The 16,810-nt window shown below is 72.5% G+C and carries 15 protein-coding genes, 1 tRNA gene and 2 pseudogenes; 15 read left to right on the forward strand and 3 right to left on the reverse strand.

The features are described 5' to 3' along the window. Positions 1-101 precede the first annotated feature (101 nt). From ACFYW8_RS06190 to ACFYW8_RS06205, 4 genes and pseudogenes are all read left to right on the forward strand, one after another. Positions 102-617, forward strand: a pseudogene (locus ACFYW8_RS06190) (winged helix-turn-helix transcriptional regulator); the annotation flags it as partial. 248 nt (positions 618-865) lie between these two features. Further along, the gene (locus ACFYW8_RS06195) at positions 866-1,174 is read left to right on the forward strand and encodes a DUF6412 domain-containing protein (protein ID WP_365870148.1); all 309 of its coding nucleotides are present in this window, start codon (positions 866-868) and stop codon (positions 1,172-1,174) included. A gap of 154 nt (positions 1,175-1,328) precedes the next feature. Next, entirely contained in the window at positions 1,329-2,075 is a 747-nt protein-coding gene (locus ACFYW8_RS06200; protein WP_389068820.1) for a YidC/Oxa1 family membrane protein insertase, read from the forward strand. Positions 2,076-2,215: 140 nt separating this feature from the next. Continuing rightward, on the forward strand, positions 2,216-3,073 hold the full coding sequence (locus tag ACFYW8_RS06205) for a fumarylacetoacetate hydrolase family protein (protein ID WP_389068490.1): 858 nt from the start codon (positions 2,216-2,218) through the stop codon (positions 3,071-3,073). A gap of 238 nt (positions 3,074-3,311) precedes the next feature. On the opposite strand, the gene ACFYW8_RS06210 is transcribed toward ACFYW8_RS06205, so the two are convergent. Together ACFYW8_RS06210 and ACFYW8_RS06215 are read right to left on the reverse strand one after the other, a co-directional pair. Next, positions 3,312-3,785: a heme-degrading domain-containing protein gene (locus tag ACFYW8_RS06210; RefSeq protein ID WP_389068493.1), complete on the reverse strand. Its 474-nt coding sequence runs from the start codon at positions 3,783-3,785 to the stop codon at positions 3,312-3,314. Continuing rightward, positions 3,782-4,876, reverse strand: coding sequence for a Gfo/Idh/MocA family oxidoreductase (locus tag ACFYW8_RS06215; protein ID WP_389068496.1), 1,095 nt, complete (start codon positions 4,874-4,876; stop codon positions 3,782-3,784). Before ACFYW8_RS06215 ends, ACFYW8_RS06210 begins: the two co-directional genes overlap by 4 nt. A gap of 228 nt (positions 4,877-5,104) precedes the next feature. Here ACFYW8_RS06215 and ACFYW8_RS06220 point away from each other — a divergent pair, with 228 nt between their 5' ends. The 6 genes and pseudogenes from ACFYW8_RS06220 to ACFYW8_RS06245 all read left to right on the forward strand — a co-directional run bounded on the left by ACFYW8_RS06220 (position 5,105) and on the right by ACFYW8_RS06245 (position 10,002). Next, the gene (locus tag ACFYW8_RS06220) at positions 5,105-6,286 is read left to right on the forward strand and encodes an ROK family protein (RefSeq protein WP_389068498.1); all 1,182 of its coding nucleotides are present in this window, start codon (positions 5,105-5,107) and stop codon (positions 6,284-6,286) included. 196 nt (positions 6,287-6,482) lie between these two features. Continuing rightward, on the forward strand, positions 6,483-7,409 hold the full coding sequence (locus tag ACFYW8_RS06225; protein WP_389068501.1) for a hypothetical protein: 927 nt from the start codon (positions 6,483-6,485) through the stop codon (positions 7,407-7,409). A 45-nt stretch (positions 7,410-7,454) separates the two neighbouring features. Next, positions 7,455-7,577 (forward strand): annotated as a pseudogene (locus ACFYW8_RS06230) (GntR family transcriptional regulator); the annotation flags it as partial. Positions 7,578-7,734: 157 nt separating this feature from the next. After that, positions 7,735-8,514, forward strand: a complete 780-nt coding sequence (locus ACFYW8_RS06235; RefSeq protein WP_365870143.1) for an HAD-IIA family hydrolase — start codon at positions 7,735-7,737, stop codon at positions 8,512-8,514. Positions 8,515-8,789: 275 nt separating this feature from the next. Further along, the gene (locus ACFYW8_RS06240) at positions 8,790-9,335 is read left to right on the forward strand and encodes a hypothetical protein (protein WP_389068506.1); all 546 of its coding nucleotides are present in this window, start codon (positions 8,790-8,792) and stop codon (positions 9,333-9,335) included. Between the two features lies 1 nt (position 9,336). Further along, a complete protein-coding gene (locus ACFYW8_RS06245) occupies positions 9,337-10,002 on the forward strand; it encodes a class F sortase (RefSeq protein ID WP_365870141.1) in 666 nt (221 codons plus the stop codon). Positions 10,003-10,474: 472 nt separating this feature from the next. Here ACFYW8_RS06245 and ACFYW8_RS06250 read toward each other — a convergent pair. Beyond that, positions 10,475-10,548, reverse strand: a tRNA-Lys gene (locus ACFYW8_RS06250). 183 nt (positions 10,549-10,731) lie between these two features. Here ACFYW8_RS06250 and ACFYW8_RS06255 point away from each other — a divergent pair. From ACFYW8_RS06255 to ACFYW8_RS06275, 5 genes are all read left to right on the forward strand, one after another. Further along, positions 10,732-12,072 carry a peptidoglycan-binding protein gene (locus tag ACFYW8_RS06255; RefSeq protein ID WP_389068510.1) on the forward strand — a complete coding sequence of 447 codons (1,341 nt, stop codon included), beginning with the start codon at positions 10,732-10,734 and terminating at the stop codon, positions 12,070-12,072. 178 nt (positions 12,073-12,250) lie between these two features. Then, positions 12,251-13,435, forward strand: a complete 1,185-nt coding sequence (locus ACFYW8_RS06260; RefSeq protein WP_389068512.1) for an SPFH domain-containing protein — start codon at positions 12,251-12,253, stop codon at positions 13,433-13,435. Positions 13,436-13,651: 216 nt separating this feature from the next. Continuing rightward, on the forward strand, positions 13,652-14,290 hold the full coding sequence (locus ACFYW8_RS06265; RefSeq protein WP_389068516.1) for a lytic polysaccharide monooxygenase: 639 nt from the start codon (positions 13,652-13,654) through the stop codon (positions 14,288-14,290). 133 nt (positions 14,291-14,423) lie between these two features. Beyond that, positions 14,424-14,894 (forward strand): DUF3592 domain-containing protein, encoded by a 471-nt coding sequence (locus tag ACFYW8_RS06270; protein WP_389068519.1) that lies wholly within the window; start codon positions 14,424-14,426, stop codon positions 14,892-14,894. Between the two features lie 90 nt (positions 14,895-14,984). Beyond that, positions 14,985-16,739, forward strand: coding sequence for an AMP-binding protein (locus ACFYW8_RS06275; protein WP_389068522.1), 1,755 nt, complete (start codon positions 14,985-14,987; stop codon positions 16,737-16,739). Positions 16,740-16,810: the final 71 nt, after the last annotated feature.

The following is a 16,810-nucleotide window of genomic DNA, read 5'->3' on the forward strand; positions in this document are numbered from 1 at the left end:
CACTGGGTAGGTTCGGTCATTGAACCTTTGGTACGGGTAGACCGTAACATCCTAGGTTCGTTCACTGAACCAACATGTCGAAAAGTCGCTAGAGTGGGGGCATGGCTCTGGGCAAGGACTACGCGACGCAGGAGTGCTCGATCGCCCGCGCGCTGGAGGTCGTCGGCGAACGCTGGACGCTCCTCGTCATCCGCGACGCGCTCTACGGCGTACGGCGCTACAACGACTTCCTCGTGCACCTCGGCATCCCGCGTGCGGTGCTGGCCGCCCGCCTCCAGGCGCTCACCGCCGAGGGCATCCTCGAAAAGCGCCGGTACCAGGAGTCGCCGCCGCGTGACGAGTACGTCCTGACCGACCGCGGTATCGCCCTGTGGCCCACCCTGCGCTCGCTCGGCCTGTGGGGCCGCGAGCACTTCTCGGAGAGTCGCCTGCGTTACTTCCGGCACGCCGTCTGCGGCACGGAACTCGGCCCGTACGGCGAATGCCGCGCGTGCGCCATGGTCGTGCCCGTCCCGGATGTGGAGATGACGCCGGGCCCCGGGCTCGACCTGGACCCGGCGGACCCGGTCAGCCGCGCCCTGCTCGGGCCGAGGCGGCTGCTGGAGCCGGTCGACACGGAACCCCGGAAGCCGGCGGGGGTCGAGTCCCGCGTGCGGGTCGGGCCGGACTCCCGGCCGGCCGGGGACTCGTCAGAGCCCGCTAGGACGGCTGCCGGGGCGGACGCCGGCTCGGACGACGGGACGAATGTCACCACGAATACCAAGGCGGATGCCGGGCGGTTGGCCCAGAATCATCCTGTATAACGAACGGAAGGACACGCGCTCCTCGTCGAGGGGCGCACCACGTACGAGAGGAGGAGCGGTCGATGATCCGGACCTGGGCCAACGCCCGTCCCGCCGCCGTACTGCTGCTCCTGCTCCTCGAAGTCGCCCTGCTCGACACCGGCAGCCTCACCGCCACCGTCGCGTTCGCCGCTACCGCGGCGGCCGGGTCCGCCTTCGCCGCCTGCTCCCTCATCGTGGCGCGCTGCGCGCCCGTCGTGCCGCCCACCCGAGTGCGTACGGCCATCCGCGACCGCGCCCGCCGCACGGCCTTCCTGCCGCAACGCGATCCGGACGCCAGTGGACGGCCGCGGCCCAGGGCGCCCGGACACGCCCTCCCGGCGACCGCGTAGGGCACCCTTCTTCACCCCCGGTGAATCTTCACACCCGGTGACTTTCCACCCCCGGGTGGCTCTCCGTCCCAGGTGACCTGCGCGGGTCGTCATGCCGCATTCCGTACTCCCGGCAAGACGAGACCCCCGGAGGGCTCACCCGATGTCCACGTTCATGTCCGCGTTCGCGCACCTGGTCGAGCAGATCGCCGACCTGCTCCAGCCCCTGTTCCACGACTCGGCGGCCGCCGCCGCGATCGTCCTGTTCACCGCGCTCGTACGACTGCTCGTGCATCCCCTGTCACGTGCGGCGGCGCGCGGGCAGCGGGCGCGTGCGGCGCTTCAGCCGCAGATCGCCGAGCTGAAGAAGAAGCACGGGAAGGACCGCGAGAGGTTCCAGAAGGCGCTGATGGAACTGCACGCCCAGGAGAAGGTGTCGCCGCTCTCCGGATGCCTGCCCAGCCTGCTCCAGATGCCGGCCTTCTTCCTGCTCTACCACCTGTTCTCCAGCTCGACGATCGGCGGCGGGGCCAACACCCTGCTCGGGCACAAGCTGTTCGCCGCGCCGCTCGGGGGCCGGTGGGCTGACGCGCTCGGCGACGGCGGGCTCTTCGGGCCGGCCGGTCTCGTCTACCTGGCCCTCTTCGCCGTCGTCGCGGTCGTGGCGAGTTTCAACTACGTGCGTACCAAGCGGATGACCGCCGCGGCGCCTCCGGTGGGCGAGGGTGACCAGGCGGCCGCCCTCGCCTCGGTCGCCAAGTTCATGCCGTTCATGTCCTTCTTCACACTGTTCACCGTGGCCGTGGTGCCGCTGGCGGCCGCGCTGTACGTCGTGACCAGTACGACCTGGAGCGCGGTGGAGCGAGCGGCGCTGTACCGGGACATGCCGGGGGCGGCGCCCGCGGCCATGGCTCTCGCCTGACGGGCTTACGGCCACAGCTCGCGGTCGGTCCAGTCCGTGAACGGGGTCTTGCGGACTGGACGGCGAGCTTGGAGGATCGGCCGGTCCTCCGACGGCCGCACCCCTCGGTCGACGGCCCGCGATCGAGGGAGACGGTGACCATGAAGCTGCTGCGAGTGGGTACGGCGGGGTCGGAGCGGCCCGCGCTGCTCGACGCCGATGGGACCCTGCGGGATCTGTCGGGCGTCGTCGCGGACATCGACGGGGCGCTGCTCGCCGACGACGCGGCGCTCGGCCGGATCCGGTCCGCCGCGGCGGCCGGCGAGCTGCCCGCGCTGGACGCGGCCGGACTGCGTGTCGGTCCGCCACTGGCCCGGATCGGCAAGGTCGTGTGCATCGGGCTGAACTACCACGACCACGCCAGGGAGACCGGGGCCGAGCCGCCCGCCGAGCCGGTGATCTTCTTCAAGGCGGCGGACACGGTGATCGGGCCGAACGACACGGTGCTCGTGCCGCGCGGGTCGGAGAAGACCGACTGGGAGGTCGAGCTGGCGGTCGTCATCGGCCGCACCGCCCGCTACCTGGAGTCGGCGGAGGAGGCGCTCGCGCATGTCGCCGGGTACGCGGTGGCGCACGACGTCTCCGAGCGCGAGTTCCAGATCGAGCGCGGCGGCACCTGGGACAAGGGCAAGAACTGCGAGACGTTCAACCCGCTGGGTCCTTGGCTGGTGACCGCGGACGAGGTCCCGGACCCGCAGGCGCTGTCGCTGAGGCTCTGGGTGAACGGCGAGCTCAAGCAGGACGGTACGACGGCCGAGCAGATCTTCCCGGTCGCCGAGGTCGTCCGGTACGTCAGCCGGTTCATGACGCTGTACCCCGGCGATGTCATCAACACGGGGACGCCGGCCGGGGTCGCTCTCGGGCAGCCCGAGCCGAAGCCCTATCTGCGGGCGGGGGATGTCGTGGAGCTGGAGATCGAGGGGCTGGGGCGGCAGCGCCAAGAGCTCAAGAACGCGTGATCGCTCCGCTCGGTTCGCGGTTCGGGTCCGCCGGTGCCGGTGCCGGTGCCGGTTCGCGGTTCGGGTCCGCCGGTGCCGGGGCGCGTTCTTGGCCGCGGGTGCGTTGTGGCTGGTCGCGCAGTTCCTCGCGCCCCTGAAGGGGCTGTGCCGTCATGGTTCGCAGCGGGTGTGCCGTGGTTGCTCGCGCCGTTCCCCGCGCCCCTTTCGGGGCGCGGGGAACGGCGCGCTGGGGCAGCTCTCAGGCGGAGAGGAACTTCTCCAGGGCCTCGACCACCATCTTGTGGTCCTCGATCTGGGGAAGGCCCGACACGACGACCGTGCCGATGACACCCGCGCCGGTCACGGCGATCGGGAACGCGCCCCCGTGGGCCGCGTACGCGTCGGGGTCCAGGCGCGAGGACTCCTCGAAGGTCGTGCCCTTGGCGCGGAAGCGCGAGCCGACCAGCAGCGAGGAGCAGCCGTACCGCTCGACGACGCGGCGCTTGCGGTCGATCCAGGCGTCGTTGTCCGGGGTGGAACCCGGAAGTGCCGCGTGGAAGAGCTGCTGGCCGGCGCGGCGGATGTCCACGGCGACCGGCGCGCCCCGCTCGCGGGCGAGCTCGACGAGGAGGGTGCCGAGAGTCCAGGCGTCGTCGTGGGTGAAGCGGGGGAGCGTCAGACGGCGCTCCTGCTCCTCCAGCTCGGCGATCTCCGGTGCGACGGGCGCGTTCACAGGGACACCACCACTCCCTCGTGGGCGGAGCGGCGGGCCGCCTCCAGGACGTCGAGGGCGGCGGCGGCCTCGTGGGCGCTGACCGGGTTGGGGGCGCCGTCACGGATGGCGGCGGCGACGGCCGCGTAATACGCGGGGTACGCGCCGGGGACGGTCGGCTCGGGGCGGCCGCCGCCGGTCAGCGGGGACTCGCCGGAGCCGACGCGGCCCCACAGGGCCTCCGGCTCGACGCCCCACCCGGCCGTCGTGCCGCCGGGCCGCTTGCCGTCGCGCAGGTCGGCCTCCTGGGGGTCGAGGCCGTACTTGACGTAACCCGCCTGCGAGCCGAGGACGCGGAAGCGCGGGCCGAGCTGGGCGGTCGTCGCGGAGGCGAACAGGTGGGAGCGGACCCCGCTCTCGTGCGTGATCGCGATGAACGTGTCGTCGTCGGTCAGCGCGCCCGGACGGCGGATGTCCGACTCGGCGTACACCGAGGCGGCGGGGCCGAAGAGGACGAGTGCCTGGTCGACCAGGTGGCTGCCGAGGTCGTAGAGGAGACCCCCGATCTCCGCCGGGTCGCCCGACTCGCGCCAGCCGCCCTTCGGCTGCGGGCGCCAGCGCTCGAAACGGGACTCGAAGCGGTGGACGTCGCCCAGCTCGCCCTCGGCGAACAGCTTGCGCAGGGTCAGGAAGTCGTTGTCCCAGCGGCGGTTCTGGAAGACGGAGAGCAGCAGGCCGCGCTCGTCGGCCAGGGCGGCCAGCTCGCGGGCGTCGGCCGCCGTACCGGCGATGGGCTTGTCCACGACCACGGGGAGGCCCGCCTTGAGGGCGGCGGTCGCGATCGGGACGTGGGTCTTGTTGGGGGACGCGATGACGACGAGGTCGAGTTCGTCGGCGCGTGCCAGCAGTTCGTCGGGCGTGGCGGCGAACCGGAGTCCGTCGCCGAACTCGGCGCGGGCCTGCGCCTGACGCTCCGGATGGGTCGTGACGACCGTGTCGAGGGCGAGCCCCTCGGTCGTGGCGATCAGCGGGGCGTGGAAAACGGAACCCGCGAGGCCGTAGCCGACGAGACCCACGCGAAGGGGGGTACCAGTACCAGTCATGCCTGTCATGGGTCCTACTTTCGCAACGCTGTTGCCAAAGTGCAAGCGCGGGGGACAATGGGTGATGTGAACAGGACCAGCGTGGGTGGGGACGGGACGCCGGGGATCCCTGGGAATCCAGGTGTACCCGGGACCTCCGGTGTTTTCGCGGATCAGGGTGGACCCGGGGCTTCCGGCGTCTTCACGAACCGGGGTGCGGCCGGGACCGGGACCTATGGCGTCTTCGGGAACCAGGGGGTGCCCGGGAGTCCGGTAACCGGCGCGGGCGCCGGGGCCGCCGGGGTGAACCTGCCGGCGCTGCGCAGTCACAACGCCGCGCTGGTGCTCGATCTGCTGCGCACGGCGGGGGCTTCCGGCATCAGCCGCCTGGAACTCGCCGAGCGGACCGGGCTGACCCCGCAGGCGGTCAGCAAGATCACCGCGCGGCTGCGGACGGACGGCCTCGCTACGGAGGCGGGGCGCCGCGCGTCCACGGGCGGCAAACCCCGTACGGTCCTGCGGCTCGTACCCGAGGCGGGGCACGCGGTCGGGCTGCACCTGGACCGGGACGAGCTGACCGTCGTGCTCTGCGATCTCACCGGGGCCGTGGTGGCCGTGCGGCGCGCCCCGCTGGATCTGGGGGCCGGGGCCGACGCGGTGGTCGAGGGGGCGGCGGGCGAGGTGTCGGCCCTGCTCGGCGGGGTGGCACCGCTGGGCGTGGGGGTCGCTCTGCCGGGGCCCCTGGATCACACCCTGGGGGTGCTGCACCGGGTCACGGGATTCCCCGAGTGGGACGGGTTCGCGCTGCGGGACGCGCTGGCCGGGCGGCTCGGGCTGCCCGTGGTCGTGGACAAGGACACCAACGCGGCGGCGCTCGGGGTCGCGGTGGGGACCGGCGCCCCGTCCGGCACCGGGTTCGGTTCCGGCTCGGGCACCGGCTCCGGGTTCGGTTCCGGCTCCGGCTTCGCGGGCGGCGGGTCCTTCGCGTATCTGCATCTCGGTACGGGACTGGGGGCCGGGCTCGTGATCGGCGGGGTCGTGCACCGGGGGGCCCGCACCGGGGCCGGGGAGTTCGGACATCAGGTCATCCAGCTGGACGGGCCGCTGTGCGAGTGCGGGAACCGGGGGTGCATCGAGGTGCTGTGCCTGGACGCGGTGGGGCGGGGGGCCGTGGCCGAGGCGGCCCGCGTGCTCGGGGCCGGGGCGGCGAATCTGGTGGGGTTGCTCGACATCGACCTCGTGCTGCTGGGCGGTCGTACGGTCGCCGCTCACGAGGAGGTCTTCGTACGCGGCGTCGGCGCCGTCCTGGAGGAACGGGCCCGGCGCGAAGGGGGCGGCGCCCCGGTACCGGTCCGGGTGGCCCCCGGCGGAGCGCGAGGAGTGGCCGAGGGTGCGGCCCAGCTGCTGCTGGCCCCGCTGTTCGGGCGGGGAGAGGGCTGAACGAGGGGAGTGCGGGCCCGGGGAGGGGACTCGGGGCCGGATGAGGGAAATTCGCGGCCGAACGGGGGGCCCTTCACGGGTGGCGGTCAGTCGGCGGGGGCGACACGTGCCAGGGTCGCGAGGCCATTGCCCGGCACCGACTGACGCTTTCGGTCCTCCCGATCCCCGCCCCCTCCCGATCGGCCAAAGGCTCCTCATGCGACTGCGTACGTCCCATCCGCTCGCTCCGACCGCCCTCGCCCCGACCGCTCTCGCGCTGTGGGTGACGCTCACGCCGGCCCCGGCGAACGCGCTGGACCCCCTGCCCGCCTGCGTCTCGTCCGACACCCATGACTTCCCGATCAAGACCCGTATCCACGGTGGCCCCGACGCCTACCAGACCGGCGGCGACTTCGGGACCTGGTACATCGACCTCACCAACGCCACGGCGCACACCTGCGGCGCGATCCACCCGGTCGTCGTCCTCGTGGACGAGAGGCGGACGCTGCGGCCCGGACAGGCGCGGCTGGAGTTCTACGAGGGGGAGCTGGCCCACACGGTGAAGTTCGAGCGGAGCGACCAGGCCGAGAACGTGGGGCCGTTCGACGACGGCTTCCCCGGGTTCACCGTGGCCCCCGGCCGCACCCTCACCGTGAAGGTGCGGCTGTCCCTGGCCTCCGACGCCACCGCTCCGAACACCGTCGTCGCCAACGCCGCCGTCGTGCAGAAGCACGGCGACGACGGCGACTGGGTAGGGGAGTCGAACGACTACCGGTTCGGCGTCGAGGGCGGGGGCAAGTCCACGGAGACGAGCAAGGAGACGGGCAAGGAGGCGGGCCAGGACCAGGGCGACACCGTGGACAGCGGGACCGACGCCGGCGCGAGTCCCGATGCGAGTGCCGGCCCCGGTGTCGGCTCTCGCGCCGGTGCCGGGACGGGCACGGTGAGCGGGACGACCAGCGGCGGGACCACCGTCGGCGGTACCGCCGGCACCGGTACGGCCGCGCCGTCCGCGAACGAGCTGGCCAGGACCGGGACCGGCGGGCCGAACCGGCCGGCACTGGCCGTGCTCGCGCTCGCGCTGGTCGCCTGCGGAGCCGGACTGCTCGCCCTGTCACGGCGGGTACTCCGGCGTCGGCGCTGACACCTGGAAGCCGTGGCGGGAACGCCGTCTGCGACGATCGTTTCCGTGGACTATCCGAACGACCAGGCTCCCGGCGCCCCCGTCCGCTCCGGTATTCCGGAGCACGGCCGCATCCCGAAGTACTACGCGGTCAAGGCCCACATCGCCCGGCTCGTCGAGGAGTTGGGGAACAACCGGTACCGGGTGATCGGCGGAGTGCCGGTCCGGGCGGTCCGACCCGGTCGGGACCGTGCCGTCCTGACTAGGCTGGGGCGTCGGCACGACGTCGTTCCGGCGCCCCCGGATCGAGTGCGTACGTACGCCAGGACGGCAGGAGACCCCGCACATGTCAGAGCGCAAGCCGATCGAGTCGTGGCTGACCGACATGGACGGTGTCCTCATCCACGAGGGGGTGCCGATCCCGGGCGCCGACGTCTTCATCAGGAAGCTGCGCGAATCCGGCAAGCCCTTCCTGGTCCTGACGAACAACTCCATCTACACGGCCCGCGACCTGCACGCGAGGCTCAAGCGCATGGGCCTGGACGTGCCGGTCGAGAACATCTGGACCTCCGCCCTCGCCACCGCCAAGTTCCTCGACGACCAGCGGCCCGGCGGCACGGCGTACGTCATCGGTGAGGCGGGTCTGACCACCGCGCTGCACGACATCGGATACGTCCTGACCGATCACGAGCCGGACTACGTGGTCCTCGGGGAGACCCGTACCTACTCCTTCGAGGCCATGACCAAGGCGGTCCGGCTGATCAAGGGCGGCGCCCGGTTCATCGCCACCAACCCGGACGAGACCGGCCCGTCCACCGAGGGCCCGCTGCCGGCCACCGGCGCGGTCGCCGCGCTGATCACCAAGGCCACCGGCAAGCAGCCGTACTTCGCGGGCAAGCCGAACCCGCTGATGATGCGGACGGGCCTGAACGCCATCGGCGCGCACTCCGAGGCCAGCGCGATGATCGGCGACCGCATGGACACCGACGTCCTGGCCGGTCTGGAGGCGGGGATGCAGACCTTCCTCGTTCTGACCGGGCTGACCACGCCGGAGGAGATCGAGCGCTACCCGTACCGGCCCTCGAAGATCGTCGACTCCATCGCGGATCTCGTCGACCGCATCTGAGGCGCGGGTCTCGTGGACCGCATCTGAGGCGCGGGTTTCGCCCACCGCATCTGAGGCGCGGGTTTCGCCCACCGCGTCCGAGGCGCGGGTCTCGCCGAACGCGACTCGGCCTCCGGGCGCGCCGGGAGCATCGGAGCCCCGGGGCGTGCCGAGCGCACCCCCAAACCCGCGATGCCGCGGACAGACCCGTACGGAGCAGTGGCGGCCACCTGGAGATGCGGGCCGCCGCCGCGAGGGGGAGTCTCCAGATATCTGGAGGTTTCACGATGCGCTCAATGCGACTCACTCTCTGCGCCGGGGCGGTGGTCGCCGCCGCGTTCACGCCCACCGCGTACGCGGCGGGCACGGGACCGGCCGGGGTCTCCGTGACTCCCGGGTCCCCCGCCGCCGGCAGCGACATCCAGCTGCGGGCCATGGGCTGCGCGGGCCGGACGGGCGCCGCGGCCTCGGACGCGTTCGTCTCGGACGCGTGGCTGACCGGCGGGGGCGGCGGCGGACTGGTGGGCGAGACCCGCGTCCGTACCGCACTGCGCCCCGGCAGCTACGACATCCGGGTCGACTGCGACGGCCACCGCGACCGGGTCAAGGGCACGGTCACCGTCCCGGTGCGGGAATCCTCGCCCAGGGCCTCCGTGCCCGCCTCACCGGTCGCGCCCGTGCATGCGGGCGGCGGCGGAACCGCCCGCCTCGCCACGGTGGGGGACGCCCGCGTGGCCGGCCCCGGCACCAGGCAGACCGTGGTCGGCCTGGTCCTCGCGAGCGTCGCCGCGGTCGCCGTGGCGGTCCGCAGCGCGCGCCGGGGCCACGACGGCCGCGACTGACATGGCCGAACGGGAGCGTTCCCCGGGCGCCGGACGTCTGCTGACCGGCGTGGCCTGGATGGTGCTGCTGCTCGGGCTGTGGATGTGGGGCCGTGAGGTGACGGATCCGAGGCTGGGGACATCGGCGCCGACCACGGGGGACATCGCTGCCGTGGGACGGCCGCCGGAGGTACGGCTGCCGCCCGCGCTCAAGCCCCTCGGGAACGCCAGGCCGCAGCGCGTCGACATTCCCTCGATGGGCGTGCAGGCCCCCGTCGTGGCCCGCGGGCTCGACGGCCGGGGCGCGATCGATCCGCCGCCGTTCGACCAGCCGGGTGTCGTCGGCTGGTACGCGGCCGGGGCGCAGCCGGGGGCGGTCGGGACCGCGCTGATGGTCGGCCACGTCGACACCAGGACCCGCCCCGCCGTCTTCTACCGGCTCAGCTCCGTCAAGCCCGGCGACGACATCCGGGTCATGCGCGAGGACGGGACGGTCGCCGAGTTCACCGTGGACGACGTCCAGGTGCTGCCGCGCGACCACTTCGACGCCCAACAGGCTTACGGAGTACGGAAGTCGGGGCGGGCCGAGCTGCGGCTGATCACCTGCGGCGGGACCTTCGACCGGACGAGCGACAGCTATACGGCGAACGTGGTCGTCTCGGCGTACCTGACGGGAAGCGGGCTGTAGCCGGGGCGGCGCCGGTGCCGCGCCGGTGGGGGCGCCGGCGCGGTTACCGGGCCCGGTCGACGACCCGCTCCCCCTGGAGCCGCCGACCGGGCTGGTCCTCGACCGCGGGCGCACGGGTCGCGGGAGTAACCCGGCGCCGGCGCGGGAGGCTTACGGCCCGCCCACCGGGGTGGGGATCGGGCCGGGACAATCGGCCTGGTACCGGGGCCACTTGAGGCCACCTTAGAACAGATGAGCGGTACGGTTCATAGACGCTTTGAGGCCAAGTCCACGACGGCCGCCGCACCGGTCCCCCCGCGGCGCGCGTACCCGTGACGCCGGGCCCGGGAGGGAAGCCGGACGGACGGTGGCAAGGGTGCCGGGGCGCGGGCGTCCAGGGCGGCGCCGGGGGTGGCATCGCTGATCGCGGTGAGCGGTTTCGCGGGTATGACGAAGGGCCTCCCCGTTCGTCACGGGGAGGCCCTTCGGTCGGTGCGCCGCCAGGGACTCGAACCCCGGACCCGCTGATTAAGAGTCAGCTGCTCTAACCAACTGAGCTAGCGGCGCCTGCTGACGCGAAAACTCTACCCGACCCGCGGGGGTGCTCCTGACCGGGCGGGAGCACCACGGCGGGTGGGGGTGGTCCCGTACATCATTCGGACCGTCAACGTGCGCCACCGGATGACAGTTGAGAAACTGACGAATGTGCAGAATTGCGGACATTTCCATTTGGAGTACGAGGGGCGTCGCATGAAGACTCCGGTATTCGAGGAATTCGAACCCGCGAGTGACTGTGATTGCCCCGGATGCGTTCACCGGCGGCGCGCCCTGCCCCTTTCCTCGCGGCTCCGGCCGGCCGACCCCCCGGGCCGTCCGGCGTCCCTCGCCCACGCCCTCGGCCTCGCGGGGGTGGCGCGAACCCCCATGGCCCTCGCGCTGGCCGCCACGGCGGGTACCGTCCTCGGCGCGGTGCCGGCGGTCGCCGCCGTGCACGGACCCGTCCGGCCCGGCGTTCCCCCGGCCGACGGGCACGACGCCACTCCCCAGGGCCGCAGGGCGCCGCTGCACGGTCCGGCGGGGAAACCGGCGCTGCCGGCCAGGCCGGGGAAGGCGGTCCGGGCGCCCGCCACCACCCGGGCGGAGATCTACAAGCGGGTCATGACATGGATCAACGCGCAGGTGCCGTACAGCATGGACGACTACTGGCGGGACGGGTACCGGCAGGACTGCTCGGGCTTCGTCTCGATGGCCTGGAACCTGCCGGGCAACGAATGGACGGGCAGCCTCGACAGCTTCGGCGTGAAGATCACCCGGGACCGGCTCCAGCCGGGCGACATCCTGCTCTTCCACAATCCCGACAACCCCGAGAAGGGCTCGCACGTCGTCATCTTCGGAGGCTGGACGGACCACACGCACACCCAGTACGTCGCCTACGAGCAGACCCCGCCGCACACCAGGAGGAAGTCCACCCCGTACGCGTACTGGACGAACTCGGGCCACTACGTCCCCTATCGCTACAAGGGGATCACGGAGGGCGCCGGCGGTCCGCTGCCGTCCACGTCGACCCGCTATCCGGGGGCCGCCTACTTCGGGACCGGTGCGAACAACGCGTACGTCACCCAGCTCGGCCGGCTTCTGGTGGACCGGGGCGCGCGACGGTTCTACCCGAGGGGTCCGGGGCCGCGCTGGTCGGCCGCGGACCAGCGGGCCACCCGGGCGTTCCAGCGGGCGCAGGGCTGGAAGGGGGCGGACGCGGACGGGCTGCCGGGGCCGAGGACCTGGTCGTACCTGGTGGGGAAGAAGGGCAGGAACATCCCCGCCGCGACGGCGGGCCCGGGTTCCTCGCACACCGTGCCCGGCTATCCGGGGCGCGCGGTGTTCCGGCCCGGGGCGAACGACGCCCACGTCACCCAGCTGGGGAGACAGCTGGTCAAGAAGGGGTTCGGCACCTACTACGAAAACGGTCCGGGGCCGCGCTGGGGCGAGGCGGACCGGCGCAACGTCGAGGCGTTCCAGCGGGCCCAGGGCTGGCGCGGCGGGGCGGCCGACGGCTATCCGGGACCGGAGACCTGGCGGCGGCTCTTCTCCTGAGCGGGCAGGGTTCCGCACGGGCGAGGAGGCAGGGTTCCGTACGGCTGAGCAGTCCGGGTCCGGTACGGCGGAGCAGTCCGGGTCCGGTGCGGCGGAGCAGCGGTCCGGTGCGGCTGAGCGGTCCGGGTTCCCCACGGCTCGTGAACACACTTCCAGGCGCGGAGGCATGGAGGCAGCTATGAGTACGACGACGTCAGACACCCCGGAGTCCGAGGGGGCGCCCTCGGTGGAACCGCGGACCGACACGGCGGCCGAGTGCGGCGGCCACCGGCCCGCCCGGCTCATCCACAACGAGGTGACCACCGAGATCCCCGTCCATCTGCTCTTCCGCGACGACCCCGACCCGGTGTCCGTGCCGCTCGCGCCCGCGGTCGTGGGCCGCCGGCGCGGCACCGGCGAGCAGCCGAGGATCCGGCGGCCCGCGCCCGGCAGACCTCCGCGTCCGGTGCCGGAGGTCGATCCCGAGCTGGTGGAACGGCCCGCACGGGTGCTGCCCGGGGCGGCGGGTGTGCTGGCCGGGGCCTGCGGTGTGGCCGGATGTGCTCTCACCACTTGGTGGGCGGGGGCGCTGCCGCCCGCCGTGCTGGCGGCGCTGGAACTGCACAGGTCCGCGGGCGCCGGGCTCGGGCCCGCGCAATGGGCGGCGTACGCCGGGGCGGGCGCCCTCGGTCTGTTCGGCTTCGGCGGTCTCGCCCGCGGCCGGACCGGGCGGGCCTGGGTGCTCGGTCTGTTCGGGCGCTATCGCGGCACGGTCCGGCGCACCGGTCTGATGTGGGTCAACCCGCTCGTGCTGCGCCGCCGGGTCGACGTACGGCTGCGGCACTGGCGCAGCGAGCCGATGTCCGTGGTCGACGCGAACGGGGTCGAGCTGCGGGTGGTCGTGCTCGTCGTGTGGCGCGTCAAGGACACCGCGCGGGCCACGCTCGCCGTCGACGACCACCGGACGTATCTGCGCGAGTGCGTGGAGGCGGCGCTCTCGCGGGTGCTCTCCCAGCTGCCCGCCGAACTGCCGCCCGCCGTGATCAGGGACCTGACCCTGCGCAACACGGACGCGGTCGGCGAGGCGCTGACCCGGATGGTGTCCGCGGACACGGCTCCGGTCGGCCTGGAGGTGTTCTCCGCGCAGCCGACCCGGATCGAGTACGCGCCGGAGATCGCCGCCGTGATGCAGCGCCGCCGGATCGCGGCCCTGGACGCCCAGCACCGCGACAGCGTGCTCGGCTCGGTCGTCGACTCGGTGGAGGACACGGTGACCCGACTGACCCTGCGGGGGCTGGTCGAACTGGACGACTACGAACGCAAGGCGTTGGTGAAGGACCTGACGGTGGCGTTCTGCACGGGGCGCGGGGAGGTGTCCTCGTAGCCACCCGGGCGGGGTGCTGTGGGTCCCCGGGCGGGGTGCTGCGGGCCCCCGGGTGGGGCGCTGCGGGTCCCCGGGCGGGGCGGACAGGCGGGCGGACAGGTCCGCTATTGGTATGGACATGTTCAACTACCCGCAATAATCTGATACTTGGTCTAGACCTGAACCTCGCGCGCACGGCTCACGGGAACATCCCCCACGTCCTCCAGGAGCGGCAGCATGCGCACACGGACGAACCAGTCCCGCACCAGCAGAAAAGTGAAGTTGTACGCGGCGGCTCTCGGTCTCGCCACGGCGGGCACCTTCGTGCTCTCCACCGGCGGAGCCAGCGCCCACGGCTACACCGACCAGCCTCTCAGCCGGCAGAAGATGTGCGCCGCGAACGGCGGGATCGTCGCCAACTGCGGTGACATCCAATGGGAGCCGCAGAGCGTCGAGGGCCTCAAGGGCTTCCCGGCGGCCGGCCCGGCCGATGGTCAGATCTGTTCCGCGAACCACACCAACTTCGGCCAGCTCGACCAGCCCAGGACCCCCGCGGGTACGGCCTGGCCGACGACCAAGGTGACCGCGGGACAGACCTACACCTTCCGCTGGCAGTTCACCGCGATGCACGCGACGACCGACTTCAAGTACTTCATCACCAAGACCGGCTGGAACCAGAACCACGCGCTGACCCGCGCGGACCTGGAGACCACCCCGTTCCTGACGGTCCCCTACAACGGACAGCGCCCCCCGTCCACGCTCTCGCACACCGGCACCCTGCCGAGCGGCAGGAGCGGACACCACATCGTCCTCGGGGTGTGGACGGTCGCGGACACGACGAACGCGTTCTACTCCTGCGCGGACGTCACGTTCTGAGGCCCGCATGTCCAAGGCGGGTGTTCTGAGCCTCCCTTGAGGCGCGGACGCCAACGGTGCGGGTATGTTCCCCGCACGTCGACTCGACCAGGTCGGCGCGCGGGGAACTGTTACCGACCGACGGGGGATCGTCATGAATGTGTTCTTCTATGCCCTGCCCGCCCTGATGATCACCGTGGTGCTGTTCGCGGCGGCCAAGTCGGTCCGCCGCTCGCTGGAGCTGCGCAGCGCCTGGAAGAGCGGACTGACCGCGGAGGCACGCTGTCTGCGCGCGTTCACGACGGTCAGCGGGGGCGCCAACGACACCTCGGTCACCACGACCCTGCACCACGTCTACGAGTTCACGGCGCGTGACGGCCGTGCGATCCGCTTCAAGGAGAGCGACGGACGTCCGACGGTCGTCGAGGGTGACATCGTCACCGTGCACTACACGGCCCAGCACCCCGACAAGGCGACGGCCCATGAGCCGAACCCGGTCAGGGTGGCCGTGGGCACCTTGGGCATGCTGGTGTTCTTCGGCGTGATCGTCGCGTTCTGCGTCGGCTTCATGATCACGTACCACGAGATGTCCGCGGGCGACGACGCGCTCTTCGGCGGAATCTGAGGCGCGCACGCCCGAGTCGGAGGCACCCGCCCGAGCCGGGGAGCGCATACCTCTCCACTTCTGACGATGCGTCAATTACCTTACGGCGCCATGGGATCCAGTGGACGCACTGTCGGGGAGCTCGTCCGGGAGCGGTGGGGTGACCACCGGCCGGGGCTGTGGTTCGAGGGCCGGGTCGTCAGTCACCACCAGGTGGCGGCGGGCGCGGCGGCACGGGCGGCACTGCTGACCGAACTGCTGCCCCCCGGAGCCGAACCGCATGTGGGGGTCCTGCTCGACAACACCCCCGAATATCCCCTGTGGTTGAGCGCGGCCGCCCTCGCCGGCGCGGCCGTCGCCGGGATCAACCCGACCCGGCGCGGCCCCGAACTGGCCCGCGACATCCTGCACACCGAGTGCCGTGTGCTGGTCACCGAGCGGGCCCATCTGCCCCTCCTCGACGGACTCGAACTCCCCGGAGTACGCGTCCTGGTGACCGACACGGACGCCTACGCGGAGCTCCTGAGAACCTACGAGGGTGCGAAGCCGGACGTCGGCGGGGCCGGACCGGACAGCCGGTTCCTGCTGCTCTTCACGTCCGGTTCGACCGGCGCGCCCAAGGCCGCGATCTGCACCCAGGGCAGGATCGCGGCGGCCGGACACTCGCTCGTCGACCACTTCGGGGTGCGAGCGGACGACACCCACTACATCTGCATGCCGATGTTCCACGGCAACGCGGTGATCGCCGACTGGGCCCCCGCGCTGGCGGCGGGCGCGGGGATCGCGCTGCGGCGCCGCTTCTCGGCGTCCGGGTTCCTCCCCGACGTACGGGCCTGCGGGGCAACGTACTTCACCTACGTCGGTCGTGCCGTGCAGTATCTGCTGGCCACGCCGGCGCGTCCCGACGACCGTGACAACCCCCTGCGCAGGGGATTCGGCACGGAGGCCGGCTCGGTCGACGCGGCCGCCTTCGAGAAGCGCTTCGGGGCGCGGCTGATCGAGGGGTACGGGTCCTCGGAGGGCGGCGCCGCCATTCAGCGGGCACCGGGCACCCCGGCCGGGGCGATCGGACGGGCGGCGCCCGCCGACGACCTCGCGGTGATCGACCCGAGAACCCGGCGGGAGTGTCCGGCCGCCGTCTTCGCCGAGGACGGGCGCCTGCTCAACGGCGCGGACGCGATAGGTGAGTTGGTGAACCGCGGCGCCAGTCCCTTCGAGGGGTACTGGCGCAATCCCGACGCCGAGGCCGCCCGGCGCCGGGGCGCGTCCCCTCGGCCCGGGGAGGGCGGGGCGGGGGACGGCGGGACTGAGGGCGGTGAGGCGGGGGACGGCGAGACAGGGGGCGGTGACGCGGGGGAGGGCTGGTACTGGACCGGGGATCTCTTCTACCGCGACGCCGACGGCTTCCTCTACTTCGCCGGACGCACCGACGACCGGCTCCGCGTCGACAGCGAGAACCTCGCGGCCGCGGTGATCGAGAACATCCTCGCCCGGTACGAGGACGCCGCCGCCGTCGCGGTGTACGCCGTGCCGGATCCGGTGGCGGGCGACCAGGTGATGGCGACGCTGGCACTGAAGGAGCGGACCCGCTTCGACCCGCTGTCCTTCGCGGAGTTCCTGCTCGCCCAGCCGGACCTGGGCACGAAGATGGCACCCCGGTTCCTTCGGATCGTGGAGCGGATGCCGGTCACCGCCACCAACAAGATCCACCGGGTGGGCCTGCGGCACGAGGGTTTCCGCTGCCCGGACCCGGTGTGGTGGCGGCCCCCGGGTGAGCCGGCGTACCGGACGCTGACCGCGGCGGACGTGGACGGGCTGGTGGCCCAGTACCGGGCGCACGGCCGGGCGGAGTTGCTGACGCGATAGCCGGGCGGACGTCCCGCGGACAGCGCCCCCGCGCCACCCGTGTCGGTCGTACCGGACTGCCCGCGTCGGTG

The sequence above is a fragment of the Streptomyces sp. NPDC002742 genome (genome assembly GCF_042888885.1).
GTDB lineage: Bacteria > Actinomycetota > Actinomycetes > Streptomycetales > Streptomycetaceae > Streptomyces.